This is a genomic window from Natronosporangium hydrolyticum (assembly GCF_016925615.1).
Taxonomy (GTDB): Bacteria; Actinomycetota; Actinomycetes; order Mycobacteriales; family Micromonosporaceae; genus Natronosporangium; species Natronosporangium hydrolyticum.
In genome coordinates this window covers 5,167,458-5,181,941 of the sequence record NZ_CP070499.1, presented here as the reverse complement: position 1 = coordinate 5,181,941, position 14,484 = coordinate 5,167,458, and the positions used below count along the sequence as shown (strand labels likewise).

The 14,484-nt window shown below is 70.3% G+C and carries 16 protein-coding genes; 6 read left to right on the top strand and 10 right to left on the bottom strand.

Features of this window, described 5'->3' with window-relative positions:
• Positions 1–61 precede the first annotated feature (61 nt).
• The gene (gene soxR, locus JQS43_RS23445) at positions 62–496 is read right to left on the bottom strand and encodes a redox-sensitive transcriptional activator SoxR (protein WP_239676524.1); all 435 of its coding nucleotides are present in this window, start codon (positions 494–496) and stop codon (positions 62–64) included.
• 47 nt (positions 497–543) lie between these two features.
• Here soxR and JQS43_RS23440 point away from each other — a divergent pair, with 47 nt between their 5' ends.
• On the top strand, positions 544–1,248 hold the full coding sequence (locus JQS43_RS23440) for a thiamine pyrophosphate-dependent enzyme (protein ID WP_239676523.1): 705 nt from the start codon (positions 544–546) through the stop codon (positions 1,246–1,248).
• Positions 1,248–2,129 carry a transketolase family protein gene (locus tag JQS43_RS23435; protein ID WP_239676522.1) on the top strand — a complete coding sequence of 294 codons (882 nt, stop codon included), beginning with the start codon at positions 1,248–1,250 and terminating at the stop codon, positions 2,127–2,129. Before JQS43_RS23440 ends, JQS43_RS23435 begins: the two co-directional genes overlap by 1 nt.
• A gap of 51 nt (positions 2,130–2,180) precedes the next feature.
• Here the strand turns inward: JQS43_RS23435 and JQS43_RS23430 are convergent, their stop codons facing one another.
• The 8 genes from JQS43_RS23430 to JQS43_RS23395 form a co-directional block, all read right to left on the bottom strand.
• Complete coding sequence (locus tag JQS43_RS23430) at positions 2,181–2,879, bottom strand: glycosyltransferase family 2 protein (protein WP_239676521.1); 699 nt, start codon at positions 2,877–2,879, stop codon at positions 2,181–2,183.
• A 135-nt stretch (positions 2,880–3,014) separates the two neighbouring features.
• Positions 3,015–3,803: an ABC transporter permease gene (locus JQS43_RS23425; protein WP_239676520.1), complete on the bottom strand. Its 789-nt coding sequence runs from the start codon at positions 3,801–3,803 to the stop codon at positions 3,015–3,017.
• Positions 3,800–4,729 (bottom strand): ABC transporter ATP-binding protein, encoded by a 930-nt coding sequence (locus JQS43_RS23420; protein WP_239676519.1) that lies wholly within the window; start codon positions 4,727–4,729, stop codon positions 3,800–3,802. Before JQS43_RS23420 ends, JQS43_RS23425 begins: the two co-directional genes overlap by 4 nt.
• A 9-nt stretch (positions 4,730–4,738) precedes the next feature.
• Complete coding sequence (locus JQS43_RS23415; protein WP_239676518.1) at positions 4,739–5,461, bottom strand: hypothetical protein; 723 nt, start codon at positions 5,459–5,461, stop codon at positions 4,739–4,741.
• Entirely contained in the window at positions 5,458–6,126 is a 669-nt protein-coding gene (locus JQS43_RS23410) for a hypothetical protein (protein WP_239676517.1), read from the bottom strand. The genes JQS43_RS23415 and JQS43_RS23410 overlap by 4 nt, the downstream gene beginning before the upstream one ends.
• A 59-nt stretch (positions 6,127–6,185) precedes the next feature.
• Positions 6,186–7,091, bottom strand: coding sequence for an ATP-binding cassette domain-containing protein (locus JQS43_RS23405; protein ID WP_239676516.1), 906 nt, complete (start codon positions 7,089–7,091; stop codon positions 6,186–6,188).
• Positions 7,088–7,450, bottom strand: coding sequence for a GntR family transcriptional regulator (locus JQS43_RS23400; protein ID WP_239676515.1), 363 nt, complete (start codon positions 7,448–7,450; stop codon positions 7,088–7,090). The genes JQS43_RS23405 and JQS43_RS23400 overlap by 4 nt, the downstream gene beginning before the upstream one ends.
• Before the next feature lie 117 nt (positions 7,451–7,567).
• Positions 7,568–8,194 (bottom strand): phosphoribosyltransferase, encoded by a 627-nt coding sequence (locus tag JQS43_RS23395; protein ID WP_239676514.1) that lies wholly within the window; start codon positions 8,192–8,194, stop codon positions 7,568–7,570.
• Between the two features lie 121 nt (positions 8,195–8,315).
• On the opposite strand from JQS43_RS23395, the gene JQS43_RS23390 reads away from it, so the two are divergent.
• Genes JQS43_RS23390 through JQS43_RS23375 form a run of 4 tightly spaced genes read left to right on the top strand, consistent with a single transcriptional unit; the run spans position 8,316 to position 13,213 of the window.
• Positions 8,316–9,122 (top strand): hypothetical protein, encoded by an 807-nt coding sequence (locus tag JQS43_RS23390; RefSeq protein WP_239676513.1) that lies wholly within the window; start codon positions 8,316–8,318, stop codon positions 9,120–9,122.
• A 31-nt stretch (positions 9,123–9,153) separates the two neighbouring features.
• Positions 9,154–10,566 (top strand): cysteine--tRNA ligase, encoded by a 1,413-nt coding sequence (gene cysS, locus JQS43_RS23385; protein WP_239676512.1) that lies wholly within the window; start codon positions 9,154–9,156, stop codon positions 10,564–10,566.
• Between the two features lie 40 nt (positions 10,567–10,606).
• Positions 10,607–11,692 (top strand): 23S rRNA (guanosine(2251)-2'-O)-methyltransferase RlmB, encoded by a 1,086-nt coding sequence (gene rlmB / locus JQS43_RS23380; RefSeq protein ID WP_239676511.1) that lies wholly within the window; start codon positions 10,607–10,609, stop codon positions 11,690–11,692.
• Between the two features lie 60 nt (positions 11,693–11,752).
• Positions 11,753–13,213, top strand: coding sequence for a PQQ-like beta-propeller repeat protein (locus JQS43_RS23375; RefSeq protein ID WP_239676510.1), 1,461 nt, complete (start codon positions 11,753–11,755; stop codon positions 13,211–13,213).
• 75 nt (positions 13,214–13,288) lie between these two features.
• On the opposite strand, the gene JQS43_RS23370 is transcribed toward JQS43_RS23375, so the two are convergent.
• On the bottom strand, positions 13,289–14,374 hold the full coding sequence (locus JQS43_RS23370; protein WP_239676509.1) for an ABC transporter ATP-binding protein: 1,086 nt from the start codon (positions 14,372–14,374) through the stop codon (positions 13,289–13,291).
• Positions 14,375–14,484: the final 110 nt, after the last annotated feature.

The following is a 14,484-nucleotide window of genomic DNA, read 5'->3' as shown; positions in this document are numbered from 1 at the left end:
CCCCTCACTCCCGCCACTGACCGTACTAGAGCGAGAAACCAGTTACCCGCTGGCCGAGTGGTTACTCCTCCGGGGCGAGCAGGATTCGCGGGCCGGGGCCGTCGTCGGCGAGCCGGTCCTTGGGGTTGTAGAGCGCACAGGTCTTCAACGACAGGCAGCCGCAGCCGATACAGCCGGTCAGCTGGTCGCGCAGTCGCTGCAGCAGCAGAATCCGGTCGTCGAGCCGGCTGCGCCAGTGTTTCGACAGCTTTTCCCAGTCAGCTTTGTTGGGAGTGCGGTGCTCCGGCAGGGAATGCAGCGATTCGTGAATCTCTTCCAGCGAGACCCCGACCTGCGCCGCGATCCGGATGAACGCCACCCGACGCAGCTGGGACTGCTCGTAGCGGCGTTGGTTGCCGCTGGTGCGGTTCGAGTGGATCAAGCCCAGCCGCTCGTAGTAGCGCAGCGCGGAGGGCGCCACGCCACTGCGCGCCGACAGCTCGCCGATCGACAACACTGAAACTCCTTGACCTAAAGTGCGCTTCAGGTTACAGACTAGCTGGTATGACCACGGCAACCAGCAATCCCGCCGGGTACGAACAGCTTCGGCCGCTGTTGGCCAGGTTGACCGGCGACGAGAAACACGAACCGAGCGCCTACGACACGTTGGATCCGATCTGGGTGCTCTACGACCGGATCCTGCGGGTCGACCCGGGGCAGCCGGACCATCCGGACCGGGACCGGTTCCTGGTGTCCAAAGGGCATGGCCCGCAGGCGTACTACGCGGTCCTCGCCGCGAAGGGTTTCATCCCCGAAGACTGGCTCGATGGCCTCGGCGAGGCGGACAGCCGGCTCGGTCACCATCCAGATCGGATGCTGGTTCCCGGCGTGGAGATCGGCTCCGGCTCGCTCGGCCACGGGCTCGGGCTCGGCGTGGGGATGGCGCTGGGGTTGCGGGCGCAGGGTCGCGCCCAACCACGGGTCTATGTGCTGGTCGGCGACGCCGAGCTCGACGAAGGCTCGAACCATGAGGCGATCCACTACGCCGGCGCGGTCGGGCTGGACGCGCTCACCGTGCTGGTGATCGACAACCGCAGCGTCGCGCACCCGCTGCCCGGTGGGGTGGCGCCGCTGTTCGCCGCCGCCGGCTGGAGCACGACGACGGTCCCCGGGGACGACCACGCCGCCCTCGCCGCCGCGTTCACCGGCCACCGGCCCGGCCAGCCGCACCTGGTCGTCGCCCGTGCCCGAGCGAAGGGAAGCCACTGATGCGTACCCAGTTCATCCGCACCACCACCGAGCTGCTCACCGACGACCCGCGGGTGGCGCTGGTGCTCGGCGAGATCAGCGTCGCCAGCTTCGCCGCCGCGGCGCAGGCCGCCCCGGGCCGGGTGTTCAACCTCGGCATCCGCGAACAACTCATGATCGGCACGGCCGGTGGGTTGGCGCTCACCGGCTTACGGCCGATCGTCCACTCCTACGCGCCGTTTATTGTGGACCGAGTGTACGAGCAGCTCAAGCTGGATCTCGACCATCAATCAGCGGGTGCGGTGGTAGCGAGCATCGGCGCCTCCTACGACGCCGCCGAGGAGGGTCGCACCCACCAGTCGCCCGGCGACGTGGCGCTGCTGGACACGCTGACCGACTGGACCGTCCACACCCCGGGTCACCCGGCCGAGGTGGAGCAGCTGCTGCGCGCCGCCGCCGGCCGGGCCGACCGGACCTATCTGCGGCTCAGTTCCCAGCGCAACGACCTGCCGTACCTCGGTGCGGGGCTGCAGCAGATCCACCGCGGCTCAGCCGCCGCGCCGGTGATCGTCGCGGTGGGGCCGATGCTGCACCCGGTGCTGCACGCCATCACCGGGCTCGATGTCACGGTCGCCTACACCCACACGCCCCGTCCGTTCGACGCCGCGGGGCTACGGGCGCTGGTCGGCGATCCGGCGACCGTGGTGCTGGTCGAGCCGTACCTCGCCGGCACCTCGACCCGGCTGGTGTCGGAGGCGCTGGCCGAGGTGCCGCACCGGCTGCTGGCGCTCGGGGTGGGCGACCGTGACCTGCGGCGTTACGGGGAGCCGGCCGACCACGCCCGGTGGCACGGCCTGGACCCGGCCGGCCTGCGCCGTTCACTGCTCACCCTAGCGAGTTGACCATGGGGTTAGGGGCGGGAAAGTGCCCGAATCATGTACCTAGGTCCATGATCAACGACGGGGGGCGGGGCGGCGGACGCGCTCGCGGCCCAGGATCCAGAGCGCCTCCACACCGTCCTTCCAGGTGATCTTCTTGCCCTCGTCCCGGCTGCGGGCCCGGTAGCTGATCGGCACCTCGTACGGCTTGATCTTGCGCCGGAGCAGCTTGGCGGTGATCTCTGCCTCCATGCCGAAGCCCTTGGAGCGCAGATTCAGCGACTTGAACAGCGGCACCGGCATCAGCTTGAAGCAGGTCTCCAGATCGCCCAGATACGAGTTGTAGAAGACATTCGCCGCGGTAGTGATCGCTTTGTTGCCCATCACATACCAGAACGAATACGCGGTGTGGGAGCCGAACACCCGGTTGCCGTAGACCACCCGGGCCCGGCCGTCCATCACCGGGGCCACCAGCTTCGGCAGATCCTGCGGGTCATACTCCAGGTCGGCGTCCAGAATGACCAGATAGTCACCCTCGGCCTGGTTGGCGGCGGTGCGGATCGCCGCGCCCTTACCGCGGTTACGCGGATGGGTGAAGACCCGCACCCGCGGATCGTCGAGGTTGTTCAGCACATCCCCGGTGCCGTCCCGGCTACCGTCGTCCACCACGATCAACTCGACGTCGCACGGATAATCCACCGCGAGGGTCTGCTTCAAGGCCTCGGCCACGTGCGCCTGCTCGTTGTAGACCGGCATCAGGATGGATAGCTTCACCAGGGCTCCAGGTTCCAGGGTCAGTAACGTGCTTCTGAACAGCCTAACGTCGAATCCGCGGTTAACGGAGCGGATCGCCGAGTTTTCCGCGCCCCGAGCGGCAGGTGTGAGGCGGGTCTCGGAGCCCGGCGGCGACTACTCCCAGCGGAACAGCCGAATCGCCAGCAGCCCGGTCACCACACTGTAGCCCAGCAGCGACACCAGGTGTATCAGGCTCGGCCAGGCGCCGCCCCAGCTGTCGTGGAACGTCTCCGCCATCGCCCCGAGCGGTGTGAACTCGGCGATCCGGCGCAGCGGCTCCGGCATCATCGGCCCGGGTAGCCACAGGCCGGCGAAGAACATCAGCGGGAAGAAGACCAGCGGCGCGACCGCGTTGGCGAGCCGGGCGGTAGGTAGGAACGATGCGATCAACAGACCGATCCCGAACGCTGCCACCGTGCCCAGCAGCACCGCCACCGCGAATCCGGCCGGCTGCGCGGGTGGATCGACCCGGAACACCACCGCCGCGGCCACGATCGCCAGCGCCACCGCTACCGCCGCCGCGCCGAGGTTGACCAGCAACTGGGCGGCGAGCACCATCGATGGCCGGGCGGGGGTGGTGGCCAGCCGGCGCAGCACTCCGCGCTCCCGGTAGGCGGTCAACACCGTCGGCACCGAGAGCAGGGCGGCGGTCGCGATCCCGGCGACCACCGCCACCGGCGCGTAGACATCGATCGGGCGGAGCCCGCCGGCCTCCTGCGCCGGTTCCAGGAAACCCGGCATGACCCAGCCGAGCGTCAGCAGCAGGCCGGCCGGGAAAAAGAACACAAAGTAGGAGCCGGGGTCACGGAGGAAGAGCTTCGTCTCCACCGACGAGGTCTTGGCCAGGGCAGCGAGCGCGCTGCGGCCGCGCAGCTGTGGGCGGTATGGCATATCGAGCGTCATGAGCTTTCCTCCGCGTCGAGCGGGCGTCCGGTCAACGCCACGAAGGCGTCGTCGAGTGAGCGTTGCTCCACTCGCAGCTCCGACGGCGTCACCTGCGCCGAGGACAGCGCTTGGGAGACCGCGAAGAGCAGGTCACCGGTGCCGGCGACGATCACCTGCCGGCCGGTCCGGGTCACCTCGGTGACGGCCGAGAGCTGCTCGATCTCCGCCAGCACCTGCGGGTCGGCGTCGGCGGGCAGTCGGAAGTGGAGCCGCTGCGCCGCGTCGACCTGGGCGACCAGGCCCGCCGGCGAGTCCAGCGCCACCACCCGGCCAGCGTCGATGATCGCCAGCCGGTCGCAGAGCCGCTCCGCCTCCGCCATGAAGTGGGTGACCAGCACCACGGTGACGCCGCGGTCGCGGATCTGCTCGATCACCGCCCAGGTGTCCCGGCGGGCGACCGGGTCCAGGCCGGTGGTCAGCTCGTCCAGGATGGCGATCCGGGGGTTGCCGACCAGCGCTAGCGCGATCGACAACCGCTGCTGCTGGCCGCCGGAGAGGTGGGCGAAGCGGGTGTGTTGCTTGTCGGCCAGCCCTAGCAGGTCGAGCAGCTCGCGCCAGTCCGCCGGCTGGTCGTAGTAGGACGCGTAGAGGTCCAGCGCCTCCCACACCTTCAGCTTCTCCGGTAGTTGGCTGCGCTGCAGCTGTACGCCGAGCTCGGGGCGCAGCGCCGCCGGATCACGCTGCGGGTCGATGCCGAGGATCTCCAGCTTCCCGCCGTCCGGCCGGCGTAGGCCAGCGAGACATTCCACAGTGGTGGTCTTGCCGGCGCCGTTGCGGCCCAGGATTCCGAAGATCTCTCCTTCGTCGACGCTGAACGATACGTCGGCGACCGCAACGGTGTCCCCGTAACGTTTGCGCAACTCGGTGACCTCGATGACGGGCATGACAGCTCCTTACTTGATCGGTGCGCGGCGGTTGGTCAGGTAGGCGGCGGCCAGCCCGGCGAGCATCACCGCGGCGGCGATGCTCACGGCGGCGAGGGGGTGGGCCGTGCTCACCCAGCCCGGCGAGTCCTCATCGACCGGGCCCCGCCAGCCGGCGGCGATCGCCGCCAGTCCTAACGGGCCCGGCGCGAAGGTCAGCGGCAGCGCGACGGTGCCCCAGCGCGGGCCCAGCCGGAGGTAGCCCGCCGCCACCAGCCACCCCGCGACGATGAACGCCGCGAAGATCAGGAAGTACTCGGTGAAGACCAGATGGAGTTCGCCGACGTTGGCGTAGAGGTGGGAGCCGTCGATCCGGTGCGGCAGGCCAGCGACTCGGTGCGCCGTCCACTCGACGACCAGCCCGACCCACACCGCTGCGGACATGCCGGCGGCGATCAGCAGCGCCGCGCGGCCCGCCGCGAGCGCACTGTGGTGCCGGGAGACGCCATGGGCGACGAGCACGGGGATCGCGGCTCCGATGAAGATCCCGGCGGGGAAGCCGGTCCACTGGGCAACCCAGTGGACCGAGGCCCAGACACTGTGCTCGGGTTTGCCCCAGATCGCGATTCCTACTGTGATGACGGCGTAGCCGAGGCTGAGTACCGCGAAGACGGCGGCCACCCAGGGCACGGTCAACCGGAGCAGATGCCGGGTGGCGGCCCCGGTCGGGTTGGGAAACGGTACGCGGCTCACGCTGGCCTCCTGGGACGGATCGGGACCCGGCGGGCCAGTAGCCAGAGCCCGAGTCCGGCGGCGGCGAGCGTGGCCAGGCTCAGCCCGACCGCGGTAGCCAGCTGGGGGGAGGGCAGCTCGCCACCGGCCGGTCCCCGTAGGAGTAGAGCCAGGTCGTTGGCGCTGAAGAGCACCCCCACCACGAGGATCGGCGCTACCGTCAGCGGCAGCGCGAGCGTGCCCCGCCCGCCGCCGAACCGGTAGTAGCCGACCCCCACCAGGTAACCCGCGACCAGGAACGCGGCTGTGAGCAGGGCGTACTGGGTCATCACCAGGTGCAGCTCGGTGACGCTGTCGAATAGGTGGTCGCCGCGGAGCCGGTGTTCCTGGCCGCGTCCGGTGAGGATCGCGTGCTCGACCAGATAGCCGGCGGCGATCACCAGTGCGAGGAGCACCGAGATGGCGCCACCGCCGATTCCGAGGGCCTGGAGCACCCGGCGTCGGGTGACGCCGAAGCCGATATAGGTCGGGAAGACCGTGGCAGTGGTCAGGACGCCGAAGACGAAGAAGAACCAGTGCAGCGGGCCGGCGGCCTGCTCCCAGACGCTGGTCCCGGACTCGTCGCCGCCGGCCGCGGTCACGAACGCGCCGAGCGTGACCGCTACGACCAGCACCAACGATGCCATCCAAAGCACCCAGCGGTACGACCGCAGCAGCATCGTTAGGACCGCCCGGGTACGCGGGTTCACGGGGCTTCTCCGGTGTCTTGTGTCGCCGTGGACCTGGTGGTGAGGTGGACGATGAGGTCCTGCAGCGGTACGGGTTCCAGCGTGAGCCCGTCGCGTTCGGCGCGCTGCCGTCGCTCGTCGTCGAACTGCCCGTAGACGGTCGCCGAGCTGGTGCCGCCCAGCCGGCGCTGGTTGAGCACGGTCAGCCCGGCGGTGACCGCCTCGACCTGCGCGGTCGGGCCGGTGACCGACACCCCGCGGGCACGCACCGCGTCCACATCGTCGTGCAGCAGTAGTCGACCGCGGTCGATCAGCACGACCTCCTCGAAGAGGGCGCCGAACTCCTCCACCAGGTGGGTGGAGAGGATGATGGTGCGCGGGTGTGCGACGTAGTCGCTGAGCAACTCTTCGTAGAAGGCGTACCGGGAGGTCGGGTCCATGCCCAGGTACGACTCGTCGAAGATGGTCAGCGGGGCCCGGCTGGCCAGGCCGAGCACGCAGGCCAGGGCGGATCGTTGGCCGCGCGAGAGCTGCCCAGGGGAGCGCTTCAGGGGTAGTTCGAAGCGGTCGATCAGCCGGTGGGCGTACCCGTCGTCCCAGTAGGGCCGCAGCGCTCGGGCCATGTTGAGGACGGTCTGGATTTTTTCGGTCTCGAACACGTCGCCGCCCTCCCGAATCAGGCAGATCTGCCGGGTGAGGCGCTCGTTCTCGAACGGGTCCTCGCCATCGACGCGGGCCGTGCCGCCGGTGGGTCGGCGGAACGCCGCGAGCACCGAGAGCAGGCTGGTCTTGCCGGATCCGTTGCGTCCGACCAGGCCGTAGATCTTGCCGGGGTCGAGCCGGACGGTGAGGGCATCGAGCGCGACCGTGTCCCCGTACCGGAGGGTCAGCTCGTCGGTCTCGATGCCGAGGCCGGTGGTCATGGGGTCTCCTGTTGCTGCTGGAGGTGGGAGATGACGTCGCTCAGCGGGATGCCGAGCAGGTTGGCCTGGGTGACCATGGGGGCGACGACGTCGCTGAAGAACCGTTCCCGGCGTTGGGTACGGAGTCGTTGCCGGGCGTCCGGGCTGACGAACATGCCGAGGCCGCGGCGTTTGTGGACGATTCCCTCCTCCACGAGGATGTGAAAGCCCTTCGCGGCCGTGGCCGGGTTGATCCGGTAGAAGGCCGCGTACTGGTTGGTGGACATCACCTGGTCGCCCTCCTGCAGCGCGCCGCTGAGGATGTCTTCTTTGATCCGCTCGGCAATCTGTTGGTAGATCGGACTCCGGTCGTCGAACACGCTCCTACCGGTCCCTTAGTCCGTCGGTTCATTAGTCATGTAACGAACCATAGCGCCAGTGCGGCCAGTCGGCAACCCCGCTTGGGTGAGCGAACCCTCAGATCGGCAGCGCCGTGCTCAGATCAGCAGTGCAGTGACCTCGGCATCGCTGGTCTGATCGAAGGTGTCGTAGAACCGGCTCACGGCACCGAAGTTCGGCGGCGCCAGCGGGCAGACGATCTCGTCCGCGGCCTGCCGCAGCCGATCCAGCGCCTCCGGCGCGGCTACCGGCGCCGCCAACACCACCCGCTCGGCTCCGAGCGCCCGCGCCACCGTCACCGCGGCCAGGGCGGTCGCGCCCGTCGCCAGGCCGTCATCCACCACGATCGCCACCCGGCCAGACAACGCCAACGGCCCCCGACCGCTGCGGTAGCGCTCCTCCCGGCGGGATCGCTCCGCCTCCTCCTGGTGCTGCACGGTGGTGATCTCCTCGGCGGTCAGCTGGGCGGCGATCTCCTCGTTGCGCACCAGCACGCCGCCCGGTCCGATCGCGCCGAAGGCCAGCTCCGGCGCGCCCGGCACCCCCAACTTCCGCACCACCAGCACATCCAACGGCGCCGCCAACTGGTCGGCGACCGCCGCCGCCACCGGTACGCCACCGCGCACCAGTCCGAGCACGATCACATCGTCCCGGTCGGCGTACTCGGGCAGATGCGCCGCCAGCACCGCGCCCGCGGCCGCTCGGTCCGGATAGGTCGTGGCCACCTATCCAGTCATACGCCTTCGGTGCCCCGCCGCCCAGCGAATCACGTCGACTTCGCCCGACCGGTTACCGGCCACGGAGCGGTCACTAGCGTGGCGCCGACAGTGGTGGGAAAATCCCAGCATGAACGGATCAGGCTCGGCATCGCCGGAAGTGCTCGAATGGGCGGCTGCGTCGACCACCCGGCCGGGCTGGTGGCACCGCCTCGATCCCCGGATAGCGCAGCTCGTCAGCTGCCTGGGCCTCGCCGCGCTGGCCGGGGCGCTGATCGTCGAATGGCAGGTCGTCGAGCTCGCCACCGTCAACCGGTTCGACGTCGAGGTGTCGGCCGCGGAGACCCGGCTGGCCGGACTCGGTGCCTGGGGGACCGGGTTCATCGTCGGGGTGCTGTTGCTGCTCGGGGCGGTCGGAGCGGCCCTGTACGGGCCGCCGGTGACCCGCGCGGTGAGCCGGGCGGCCGGCCTAGCGGTCGGGGCCGGCACCCTGGTGGTGCTGCTCGGGGCGGTGGTCGAGCTGCGCGAGTCGGCGCCGCAACAGATGGGCTTCCCGCTCTTCACCGGGCTGCCGGCGGAGGAGCTTGAGGTAACCGTGGGCCTGGGCGTCTACGCTGGCTTCGCCGCGGTGCTGCTGCTGGTGTTGGCGCTGGCGTTGGTCCGGCCGGGGGTCACCGCAGCCACCCCGTTCCCGCACGCCGCACCCGGCGAGCTGCGGCCGGAGCCAGCGATGGCCACCGAGCCGCCCGCCACTGGCGACGCGTTCCCCGGCAACGAGTTCCCCGCCAATGGGTTCGCCGACCCCGACTTCGCAGTCGACGGGCAGCGCTCTCCGGCGGCGGGTTATCACGGCGCTCCGGCGGATGGACCGAGCGACCTGACGGTCGGCCCATCCGAGCCGTTCGCCGGCCCAGCGGATGGGCGCGAGTGGCGTTAGCCGCCTCACCACCGGCCGATACCCTTTAGGGATGACCGTGCGCCTGTACGACACCGCCACCCGGCAGGTGGCCGACCTGGTCCCCAAAACCCCCGGTCAGGTCGGCATCTACCTGTGTGGTCTTACGGTGCAGTCGGCGCCGCACATCGGTCACCTACGCTCCGGTGTCACCTACGACGTGCTGCGCCGTTGGCTCCAGCACCGGGAGTTCGGGGTCACCTTCGTCCGCAACATCACCGACATCGACGACAAAGTGCTGATCAACGCCGCCGCTGCCGGCGTCCCGTTCTGGTCGCTGGCGTACGCCAACGAGCAGGTCCTCGCCGCCGCGTACCGCAGCCTCAACGTGCTGCCGCCGACCTACGAGCCGCGCGCCACCGGGCACATCCCCGAGATCCACCAGTTGATCGAGGAGCTGCTGGCGGCGGGCCACGCGTACCAGGCCGCCGACGGGTCCGGCGATGTCTACTTCGATGTCGCCACCTACCCGGAGTATGGGCAGCTCTCCGGGCAGCGGCCGGCCGATATGCAGCCAGCCGCCGACGGCGACCCCCGCGGCAAGCGGGATCCCCGCGACTTCGCACTCTGGAAAGGCGGCAAGCCCGACGAGCCGGTGGAGGCCTGCTGGGCGAGTCCCTGGGGGCTGGGCCGGCCGGGCTGGCACATCGAGTGCTCGGCGATGGCCCGCCGTTACCTCGGCGCCGAGTTCGACATCCATGGCGGCGGTATCGACCTGATCTTCCCGCACCACGAAAACGAGATCGCCCAGTCCCGCGCGGCCGGTCTGCCGTTCGCCCGCAATTGGGTCCACCATGGATTGCTCAATCTCGGGGAAGCCAAGATGAGCAAGTCCGAGGGCAACGTGCTCGACCTGGCCGCGGTGGCGGCGCTCGGCGTACGCCCGGTGGAGCTGCGCTACTACCTTGCCTCGCCGCACTACCGGTCCCGGATGGACTACTCCGACGAGGCGCTCACCGAGGCCGCGGTCGCCTACCGGCGGCTGGAAGGGTTCGTCCAGCGGGCGACCGAACGGGTCGGGCAGGTGGCGCCGGGGCCGGTCGGGGCCGAGTTCGCCGCCGCCATGGACGAGGACCTCAACACCCCGCAGGCGCTCGCCAGCGTGCATGAGCTCCTCAAGGAAGGCAACACCGCGTACGCGGACGGCGACGACGACCGGCTGCGGGCGGCGCTGGCCGGCATCCGCGCCATGCTCGCCGTGCTGGGCGTGGACCCGCACGACCCGGCCTGGCGGGCCGCGGGCCGCGACGACCAGCTCCGCGGCGTGGTCGACGAACTGGTCGCGTTAGCCCTACAGCAGCGCGAGGCGGCCCGGGGCCGGAAGGACTACGCCGCCGCCGACGCGGTGCGGGACCAGCTGAAGCAGGCCGGAGTCGTGGTGGAGGACACTCCGCACGGCCCCCGGTGGACGATCAACGGCCAGTGACGACGGCCGTCACCTGGCCGACAAAAGGAGTGGAACCAGCATGCCCCGCGATCCGCAACCACGAAGCAAGCGCACACAGCCGAAGCCGCCGCAGTCAGCCGGCAGCGGCATCAAGCGACGCGCCAGCCTCAAGGGGAAAGGTCGCACCCTGCCGGCCGAAGAGCGACCATGGCACAAGGCGTACTCCGGACCGGAGCCGCTACCCGCCCGGACCGCCCGGAGCCAGGAGAAGGACCGGAAGAAGGCGGCAGAGCGGGCCGCCAAGCTCGGCCGCAGCGCACCCGGCAGCGGCGGCGGTAGCGGTAGCGGCAGCGGTGGCCGGAGCCCGGTCAAGGCCAAGCCCCGCGGCCAGGCCGGCAGCGGCAAGGACGGCAGCGAGCTGCTGGTCGGGCGGAACCCGGTGGTGGAGGCGCTGCGCGCCCACGTCCCCGCCACCGCGCTCTACCTGGCGGTCGGCATCGACGTAGACGACCGGGTGCACGAGAGCATCCGCACCGCCGCCGACCGTGGCCTGGCGGTCATGGAGGTCGGCCGCGGCGAGTTGGACCGGCTTACCGGTGGGGTGCTGCACCAGGGCATCGGCCTGCAGGTGCCGCCCTACGCGTACCTGCCGTTCGAGGACGTGCTGGCGGCGGCGGTGGAGCACCAGCAGGCGCCGCTGCTGGTGGCGCTGGACGGGGTGACCGACCCCCGCAACCTCGGGGCGGTGATCCGCTCCGCCGCGGCGTTCGGCGCCCACGGGCTGTTCCTGCCGCAGCGTCGAGCCGCCGGGATGACCGCGACCGCCTGGCGGACCAGCGCTGGCGCGGCGGCCCGGCTGCCGGTGGCCCGGGTCACGAACCTCACCCGGTCGCTGAAAGCGTGTCAGGAGGCCGGCTTGGTGGTGGTCGGGCTCGACGCGGACGCACCGACCAACCTCTACGACCTGGAGGCGGCGGTAGACCCGCTGGTGGTGGTGGTCGGCTCCGAAGGGCGAGGGCTGTCCCGGCTGGTCGGCAACACCTGCGACCTGCGGGTCAATGTGCCGATGTCGGCCGATGTCGAGTCGCTGAACGCCAGTGTGGCGGCGGCGGTGACGCTTGCGGAGGTCGCGCGCCGTCGACGGGTGGATGCACGCGGGTCGTAGGATCGCACCCGTCGGCCCACCTCGACCGCGGGCCCACCCCCGACAACCGGAGCCCTCGCCATGACCGAGTACCACCAGAGTTCCACCCCGCCCGCCGGCATGCAGACCGCGGCTTACGACGCGTGGCAGCCGACTCACACCACGCAATTGGTGGGGCCGCCGCGCCGGCGGATTCCGGGCTGGATCCTGGCGGTGGCGGTCGCCACCGCGGTCGCCTCGGTGCTCGCCTTCGTGACCGTGCTGGTGTGGCCGGGCAGCTCCCGGCACACGGTCGCCGGGCCGCTGGCGTTCCACGGGTTCGCGTCGGTCGGCGGGCTGACCTTCGACGAGCGTTCCCGCACCACGATGACCGCGGTCCACCACGATCAGGCGTACGTGGCCTGGGAGCAGGGCGGCGATCTGCAGGTCCGGGCGCTCGACATCGCCACCGGCGCGGAGCGGTGGAGCGCGACGGTCACCGGCGCGCCGCGGTGGCACCGGCTGATCGCCAGTCCACACGCGCTGCTGGTGCTCGCCGACGAGCCCAGCGCGAGCGCGCCCCGACCGCTGTACGCGCTCGACCCGGACGGGGGTGCCCAACTGTGGGAGACCCAGGTCCACGGCAACGACCGGTTCATCTTCACCGAGGGCAGCCTCGGGCTGCTGGACCGCGAGGGCGAGCGGCTACGCGGCATCGACTGGCATAGCGGCGACGACCGATGGCAGGTGGAAGCGCCCGGCCCGGCGTACGCCACCGGAGTGAACACACCCGCCAGCTTGGCGCAGCCGACCAGCCCGACCGGGGTCAGCCTCAGCCCGGACAGCGACGACAACCGGATCGTGCTGGTCACCGGCGACCGGTCGGTGCGGGTGGTGGAGACCCGCGACGGCGGCACGATCGCAGATCGGGCCAACGTCGCCGACGCCGACAACGACCTCCTGCTCGCCTACGAGAACCGGCTCTTCGTCGCCCAGGGGCTGCAGAACGGGTACCGGGTCGAGTCGTACGATCTGGACAATTTCTCCGGCTCGGCGCAGGTCATCTATACCGCGAGCGACCCGGAGCGGCAGGTCGAGGCGTTGGAGCCCTGCGGCGAGGAGCGGGTGTGCGTGCTCGACCAGGTCCGCTTCGATGACGAGACCACCGCGGCGGCGGCGCTCGACGCGGTCGACGGCGGCGAGGTGTGGCGCACCGACGTCCCCGGCGGGCAGTACGCGATCCCAGTGGGCGAGTGGCTGTTGGTCAACGGTCAGCTCGACGGCGGACCGGAGGTGACGGTGCTGAGCGACGCTGGCGACGTCCGTGTCGGCCCGGAGCCCGGCAGCGGGGTCCGGGCGAACGACGGCAACCTGCTGATGTTCGCGGCCGACCCGCGGCAGAGCGACGCCGAGGTGCAGGCGGCCGGGCTGGCCGTCGGCACCGCCGCCCCGGAGGATCTGGGCCGCCTACCGGCGGTCGACCCGGCCACCTGCAACTGGAGCGACCGGTTCGTCATCTGCACGAGTCAGGACAGCGCCAGCATCTGGCGGTTCGCCGAGTAAAGCTGCGCCGATCATGAGCTTAAGGGCCGACACGCTCGGCGTGTCGGCCCTTAGAGCTCATGATCGGCGCGGGTGTTACAGCCGCTCGCCGGTGACCGAGTGGAACAAGTGGTGCTCGCTGGAGGGCTTCAGGTAGACCGTGTCGCCCATCGTCGGCATGTCCTTGCGGTCGATCGTCGCGACGAACCGCTCCGACTCGCCATCCAGGTCGGCGTGACCGTAGACGTTCGCGGTGGCGCCGATGTCCTCGACCAGCTCCACCACAATCCCGAGACCGCCCTCGGACGGGCCGACCAGCTTGGTGTCCTCCGGCCGGAAACCGATCGTCACCCTGCCGTCGCCGCCCTCCTGGGCCGCCGCCACCTGCTCGCGGGTCATCGGTACGGTGACCTTATCCAGCACCGCGCCACCGTCGGTGAGCGGGACGGTCTTGATGTTCATCGCCGGCGAGCCGATGAACCCGGCGACGAAGACGTTGCCGGGGGTGTCGTAGAGCACCCGGGGGGTGTCGCACTGCTGCAGCACCCCGCCGAGCAGCAACGCCACCCGGTGCCCCATGGTCATGGCCTCGATCTGGTCGTGGGTGACGTAGACCGTGGTGGTCCCCAGCTTCGCCTGCAGGGTGGCGATCTGCGACCGGGTCTGCACCCGCAGCTTGGCGTCGAGGTTGGAGAGCGGCTCGTCCATGAGGAACACCTGCGGCTCCCGGACGATCGCCCGCCCCATCGCGACCCGCTGCCGCTGACCACCGGAGAGCGCCTTCGGCTTCCGGCCGAGGAACTCTTCCAGCTGGAGCAGCTGAGCCGCCTCGCGCACCCGACGGTCGATCTCCGACTTCGGGGTGCGGCGCAGCTTCAGCGCGAACGCCATGTTGTCGTAGACCGACATGTGGGGGTAGAGGGCGTAGTTCTGGAAGACCATCGCGATGTCGCGCGCCTTGGGGGGCAGGTGCGTCACCTCGCGGTCATCGATGTAGATCGAGCCCTGGTCGACATCCTCAAGGCCGGCGAGCATCCGCAGGCTGGTCGACTTACCACAACCGGAGGGGCCGACCAGCACCAGAAACTCGCCGTCGCCGATCTCGAGGTTGAGCTTGTCGACCGCCGGTTTCTCAGTGCCCGGGTAGATCCGGGAGGCGTCGCTGAACGTGACCGTAGCCATCGGGGGCCATCCTTTCCACCGGCAGGAACGTGCCGGACGATCCGAGTAGAAAGAACCGGCGCGCTCACGGGCGAGCACGCCGGTGCAAGTGACGGTAAACATATTCGGTT

What these genes read in the sequence shown, in the direction of transcription:
- JQS43_RS23440 (WP_239676523.1), top strand. Translation starts at nt 544, where the DNA reads ATGACCACGGCAACCAGCAATCCCGCCGGGTACGAACAGCTTCGGCCG.
- JQS43_RS23435 (WP_239676522.1), top strand. Translation starts at nt 1,248, where the DNA reads ATGCGTACCCAGTTCATCCGCACCACCACCGAGCTGCTCACCGACGAC.
- JQS43_RS23425 (WP_239676520.1), bottom strand. Translation starts at nt 3,803, where the DNA reads ATGACGCTCGATATGCCATACCGCCCACAGCTGCGCGGCCGCAGCGCG.
- JQS43_RS23420 (WP_239676519.1), bottom strand. Translation starts at nt 4,729, where the DNA reads ATGCCCGTCATCGAGGTCACCGAGTTGCGCAAACGTTACGGGGACACC.
- JQS43_RS23410 (WP_239676517.1), bottom strand. Translation starts at nt 6,126, where the DNA reads ATGGCATCGTTGGTGCTGGTCGTAGCGGTCACGCTCGGCGCGTTCGTG.
- JQS43_RS23405 (WP_239676516.1), bottom strand. Translation starts at nt 7,091, where the DNA reads ATGACCACCGGCCTCGGCATCGAGACCGACGAGCTGACCCTCCGGTAC.
- JQS43_RS23390 (WP_239676513.1), top strand. Translation starts at nt 8,316, where the DNA reads ATGAACGGATCAGGCTCGGCATCGCCGGAAGTGCTCGAATGGGCGGCT.
- cysS (WP_239676512.1), top strand. Translation starts at nt 9,154, where the DNA reads ATGACCGTGCGCCTGTACGACACCGCCACCCGGCAGGTGGCCGACCTG.
- rlmB (WP_239676511.1), top strand. Translation starts at nt 10,607, where the DNA reads ATGCCCCGCGATCCGCAACCACGAAGCAAGCGCACACAGCCGAAGCCG.
- JQS43_RS23375 (WP_239676510.1), top strand. Translation starts at nt 11,753, where the DNA reads ATGACCGAGTACCACCAGAGTTCCACCCCGCCCGCCGGCATGCAGACC.
- JQS43_RS23370 (WP_239676509.1), bottom strand. Translation starts at nt 14,374, where the DNA reads ATGGCTACGGTCACGTTCAGCGACGCCTCCCGGATCTACCCGGGCACT.